Raw genomic sequence first — 5,399 nt, forward strand, 5'->3', positions numbered from 1 at the left:
GTCACTCTTGGTTGGCGCGGGTTGGTTGTGCCGGGTGCCTCGGACTGGGATTCCTACTGTGGGCGCCGGGGCGCGCGGTTGACCCCAGCCATAGGGCGTCAGGCGTCGCGGAGGCGGAACAGGATCGCCCCGGCGAGCACCGCCGCCGCGGCGTACGCGGCGAGCACACCCAGCCCCGCCCAGGGCCCGATGTGGGTGGTGACCGCGAAGTCCCGGGTGGACTGGATGGCCAGCCCCGCGTCCATCGGCGAGAACCGGTGGATGCGGTGCTGCCACTTGGCGTCGGTGACGAACATCGCGATCAGCGGCGAGCCGTAGAGCAGCGCCAGGATCGCCGCGATGGTGCCGCCCGTGTCCCGCAGGACGAACCCGAGCCCGGCGCTGATCAACGCGATCAGCCCCAGGTAGAGCACCGATCCGGCGTACGCCCGCAGGGTCAGGTGATCCGCCAGCGACAGGTAGGCGTACCCGTTGGTGGGGGTGAATCCCTTGCGGGGCAGGACGGCGCGGGCGGCCAGCAGCGAGCCGGCCATTCCCGCCGCCCCGGCCAGCAGCGCCAGCCCGGTGACCACCGTGAGCTTGCTCAGCAGCACCCGGAGGCGCCCGGGTGTCGCGGTCAGCGTCGGCCGGATCGTGCGGGTGGCGTACTCCGAGGTCACCGCGAGGGCGGCCAGGATCGCCACCGCGGCCTGCCCGAGGCGTACGCCCATCAGGCTCATCCGGGTCAGGTCCTCGTGGCAGTCGCTGCGGCAGTGGTCGGCGTCGATCGATCCGGTGACCGCGAAGCCGAGCGCCACCGTCGCGACCACCGCGGCGAGCAGCAGCCAGCCGGTGCTGGGCAGGGATCGCAGCTTGGTCCACTCCGCTCGCACGGTCCTCACACGTCCCTCCGCCGCAGCGACCACCACGCCAGCCCGAGCGCCACCGCGGTGTACGCCGCGACCACGCCGATGCCCGCCCACGGCCCGATGAGCGCCCACGGTTCGGCGAGGGTCAGCGTCGGGGGTTTGGCCCGCTGCGTCGCCATGCCGCCGGCGAGGGTGGTGTACATGAGCAGTCTCGGCAGCGTGCCGGGCAGGATCGAGCCGACGATGATCGGCAGGATCACCAGCACGATCGTCAGCGTGATCGCCCCGGCACTGTGCCGCAGCAGGATGCCGACGGCCATCGCGAAGACCGCGAGCAGGGCCATGAACGCCGCCGACAACAGCAGTACGCGGATGACGACCGGGTCGGTGATGGACTCGTCCGGGAAGGCCGGCGGGGCGAAGCCGCTCTTGCGCAGCGCCGGGCGGGCGATCAGGTATCCGGCGACCACCCCGACCAGGCTGAGCACGAACGCCGTACCCCCGAGGACCAGTGTCTTCGCGGCCAGCACCCGGCCCCGCCGCGGTTCGGCGGCGAACGTCGTGCGGATCATGCCGCGCCGGTACTCCGAGGTCGCGTACAGGACGCCGACGGCGATCAGTGCCATGATGCCCGCGATGACGCCGAGCAGGGAGGCTTCCACCGGGTCGTCCCCGGGGTCCTGCGGGCCGATCCGGCCCGCGCCGATGACCGTGTAGGTGCCGCCGGACTCGCTGAACCCGGTGATCTGAGGCGCGCCCTCTTTGATCCGGATCTCCTCGGCCCCGGGCTGCTTGACCGCGTCGGTCTGCCACTGCCCGGGGGTGGCGCCGGTGAGCGCGATGTCGTCGAAGGTCGCCGTGGACCGGGTGAGGTGCGCGCCGACCGAGGAGCCGCCCGCGCCCCGGGAGACGTAGAGGGTGGGCGAGGAGGAGACGTAGAACCCGATCTCGGCGGTGGCCGGCAGGTGCACCGGGGTCACCTCGCCGATCTTCTCCCAGGTGCTGCCGTCGGCCGACTGGTACGCCGACACGACGTTCCCGGTCCGGGTCAGCCGAAGCCATTGGGGAGCCTGCGCGGCCTTCCCGGCGATGTCGGTGCGGAAGTCGGACTGCAGGCGTACGCCGTGCTCGGAGTTGACGAAGACGGCGGCGTAGGAGGCGCCCGACGTCGCTCCGTCCTTGAGCATGATGCCCGCGGACGCGGCGTTCCACGGCGACGGGTCGTCCAGCTTCTCCATGTCCCCGTTGGGGCCGGAGCGCCTGCTCGGCTCCTCCTGCGGCGACAGCGAGCCCACCTTGAGGGTGAGCGTCACGTCCCCGGTCACCGGCTGGTGCACATAGGAGAATCCGTCGGCCACCGGATCGTTGTGCGGGCCGACCACGAAGTTCGGCTTGGCGTTGGCGTCGGTGTCCGACGCGGTCGCCCCGAGGAGGCTGATGCCGATGGTCAGCACGGCCGCGCCGAACAAAGCGATCACCCAGCGATTGACGGAGCGCAGTTTGACCCATTCCGCCCGCAAGAGGCCGCCGAAGCCGTTCATCGGCTCGCCTCCTCGATCGCGGCGCCGTCAGCCGGAGCACCGGATGAGGCGGGAGTGAACTCCACCGAGGAGCGCGTCAGCTCCATGTACGCCTCTTCGAGCGAAGCGCGGTGCCGTCGTAGTTCGGTGAACGAGACGCCGCCGCCGGTGAGCAGCCCGCCGATCCCGTCCGGCGGCAGCCCTTCAACGATCACGGTGTCCGAGCCGGTGACCGACACGGTCGCGCCGGCGTTGGCCAGCACCGTCATCGCCTCCGTACGCTGCGCGGTGCGTACCTCGACGCGGTCCTTCGACGCGGCGGCCAGCAGTTTGGCGACGCTGGTGTCGGCGACGAGCTTGCCGCGCCCGATGATGACCAGATGGTCGGCGGTGTCCTCCAGTTCGCTCATCAGGTGGCTGGACACGAGCACGACCCGGCCCTCGGCGGCCAGCGACCGCAGCAGTTCCCGGATCCACACGATGCCGTCCGGGTCCAGCCCGTTGACCGGCTCGTCGAGCAGCAGCACCGGCGGATCGCCGAGCAGCGCGGCGGCGATGCCGAGCCGCTGTTGCATGCCCAGCGAGTAGGTGCCGGCCCGGCGCTTGCCGGCCGACGCCAGGCCGACCTGGTCGAGCACCTCGTCGACCCGCTTGCGGGAGATGCCGTTGCTGTAGGCCATCCACAGCAGATGGTCGCGGCCGCGCCGGCCTGGATGCACCGCGCCTGGGTCGAGCAGCGCCCCGACATGGGTCAGCGGCGCGCGCAGCGTCCGATAGTCCGCCCCGCCGACCAGCGCGGTTCCGCCGTCGGACGCGTCCAGGCCCAGGATGAGCCGCATCGTCGTGGACTTGCCCGCCCCGTTGGGGCCGATGAAGCCGGTCACCTCGCCGGCTCGCACGGTGAACGACAGCCCGTCGACCGCGACGGCGCCGCGATAGCGCTTGCGCAGGTCGCGTACTTCGATGGAAGTTTCCATGCCGAGCACGCTAGGCGGGGTGGTGCACCGGAGGCGTCACGCGCGACCGTGGTCTTGCCGCGGCCGAGTCCCTCTCGTAGGGGATGGGCGCACCCCTTAAGCGGAGGACGACAGTTTGCGCAACCGCAGGTAAGAATGGCTGCCGTGAGGTGGACGGGAAATGTGGCGGCGGGCTGGCCCGCGATCGGCGCCGCCGTCCTCGGCACCGCCGCCGTCGCCGAGAGCGCCGTGCGTACCGCTTCTCGTCCGGACATCGCCAGCTTCGCGGCGCTCGCCACACTCGCGATGGTCGCTCCGCTCGCGCTGATCCGCGTGTGGCCCGGCACGGCGGCCGCCCTCTCGGCGTCCGCGTGCCTGCTAGGTCTGTTCCTGGGCGCTTTCCCGCCCGCCGCCGGACTCGTGGCGCTCACTCTTCTCTACATAACCACGGCGATACGCCGAAAGCCGTGGACGGGCCTGGTGCTGGTCCTGCCGTTCGCCGCGTACGCCGTCACACCCGTGGCCGCCGACCAGCCCGGTGGGCGTACGCTCGCCGTCGTACTCTTCGCGGTCACCGGGCTCGCCGCGGCCGGGGGAGCGGCGTACCGGGCGCGGGGTGAGGCGCAGCGGCAGGCCGCCGCCGATCAGGCCGTCCAGGATTCGCTGCTGGAGCACATCGCCCGGGGCGAACGGGCGCGGATCGCCCGCGAACTGCACGACGTCGTGGCGCACCACATCTCGATGATCGCGGTGCAGGCGGAGGCGGCCCGGCTGACGACGCCCGGTATGCCGCCCGAGGGGGCCAAGCGGCTCGTCGCGATCGGCGACACCGCCCGGACGGCGTTGACCGAGATGCGACGGCTGCTCGGCGTACTGCGCGAGGACACGGCGTCCGCCCCGATCAGCCCGGTCCGCCGCCCGCAGCCCACCCTGCAGGACCTCACGGAACTGCTGGACGAGGTACGCGACCTCGGCTCCGGGAGCGCCCGGCTCATCGTGTCCGGCTCCGTCGCCCCGTTGGATCAAGGGATCGAGCTCACGGCGTACCGCATCGTGCAAGAGGCGCTGACGAACGCCCGGCGGCATGCCGCGGGTGCCGCAGTGGACGTGGAGCTGCATTATCGGCCGGACGCGTTGCTGGTGCGGGTGCGCGACAGCGGGCCGGGACGCAGCGCGGGCGCGCCGGGACACGGACTCGCCGGAATGCGCGAGCGGGCCGCGATGGCCGGCGGGCGGCTGATCGCTGGGCCTGGTCCCACCGGAGGTTTCGTGGTGGAGGCGGTTCTGCCGGTGGCGAAGGGAGATCAGTGAGCGTCACACGCATCGTCGTCGTCGACGACCAGGAGGTGGTGCGGGCCGCGTTCGCCGCGTTGCTGGCGACGCAGCCGGACTTCGCGGTCGTCGGCGCGGCGGCCGACGGCGCGCAAGCCGTCCGGGTATGCCGTGAGCAGCGGCCCGACGTCGTCCTGATGGACGTGCGGATGCCCGTCGTCGACGGCATCGAGGCGACCCGCCGCGTGCTGGCCGACGGCGGGGACACCCGGGTCGTCATCCTCACCACGTTCGACCTGGACGAACACGTCTACGACGCGCTGGAGGCGGGCGCGAGCGGCTTCCTGCTCAAGGACGTGACCGCCGAGCGTCTGTTCGACGCCGTACGCGTCGTCGCCGCCGGCGACGCCCTCCTCGCCCCGGCGGTGACCCGCCGGCTCGTCGCGGAGTTCGCCCGATTGCGCGTACGCCGTCCGAGTCCGCCCACGAGTCTGTCCACATTGACTCCCCGGGAGACGGAGGTGCTCCGGCTGATCGCCGAGGGGCTGTCGAACCCGGAGATCGCCGCCCGGCTGGTCGTCGGCGAGGAGACGGTGAAAACGCACGTCAGCCGGGTGCTGGGCAAACTCGGTCTGCGCGACCGAACCCAAGCCGTCGTCCTGGCCTACGAGTCAGGCCTGATCGTCCCCGGCGGGGCCGCCGTGTAAGGGCGGCCCCCCGCCGGGAAGTCAGGCGGACCCCCCCAGGCGGCGAGGGCCCCGTAGGCCGCCGCCGAGTTATGCGGGCGCCACACCAGCGGGCGG

General features: G+C 72.2%; 5 protein-coding genes. 2 read left to right on the plus strand and 3 right to left on the minus strand.

Annotated elements, in window-relative coordinates; genetic code table 11:
* Positions 1 to 98: 98 nt before the first annotated feature.
* Genes AB0M47_RS41955 through AB0M47_RS41965 form a run of 3 tightly spaced genes read right to left on the minus strand, consistent with a single transcriptional unit; the run spans position 99 to position 3,345 of the window.
* The gene (locus AB0M47_RS41955) at positions 99 to 881 is read right to left on the minus strand and encodes an ABC transporter permease (RefSeq protein WP_363424424.1); all 783 of its coding nucleotides are present in this window, start codon (positions 879 to 881) and stop codon (positions 99 to 101) included.
* Positions 878 to 2,389 (minus strand): hypothetical protein, encoded by a 1,512-nt coding sequence (locus AB0M47_RS41960; RefSeq protein WP_363424426.1) that lies wholly within the window; start codon positions 2,387 to 2,389, stop codon positions 878 to 880. Before AB0M47_RS41960 ends, AB0M47_RS41955 begins: the two co-directional genes overlap by 4 nt.
* Entirely contained in the window at positions 2,386 to 3,345 is a 960-nt protein-coding gene (locus tag AB0M47_RS41965) for an ATP-binding cassette domain-containing protein (RefSeq protein WP_363424428.1), read from the minus strand. The genes AB0M47_RS41960 and AB0M47_RS41965 overlap by 4 nt, the downstream gene beginning before the upstream one ends.
* Positions 3,346 to 3,489: 144 nt before the next feature.
* On the opposite strand from AB0M47_RS41965, the gene AB0M47_RS41970 reads away from it, so the two are divergent.
* Both AB0M47_RS41970 and AB0M47_RS41975 read left to right on the plus strand, forming a co-directional pair.
* Positions 3,490 to 4,635 carry a sensor histidine kinase gene (locus AB0M47_RS41970; protein ID WP_363424430.1) on the plus strand — a complete coding sequence of 382 codons (1,146 nt, stop codon included), beginning with the start codon at positions 3,490 to 3,492 and terminating at the stop codon, positions 4,633 to 4,635.
* The gene (locus AB0M47_RS41975) at positions 4,632 to 5,303 is read left to right on the plus strand and encodes a response regulator transcription factor (RefSeq protein ID WP_363424432.1); all 672 of its coding nucleotides are present in this window, start codon (positions 4,632 to 4,634) and stop codon (positions 5,301 to 5,303) included. The genes AB0M47_RS41970 and AB0M47_RS41975 overlap by 4 nt, the downstream gene beginning before the upstream one ends.
* Positions 5,304 to 5,399: the final 96 nt, after the last annotated feature.

The sequence above is a fragment of the Hamadaea sp. NPDC051192 genome (assembly GCF_040682475.1).
Classification (GTDB): domain Bacteria; phylum Actinomycetota; class Actinomycetes; order Mycobacteriales; family Micromonosporaceae; genus Hamadaea; species Hamadaea flava.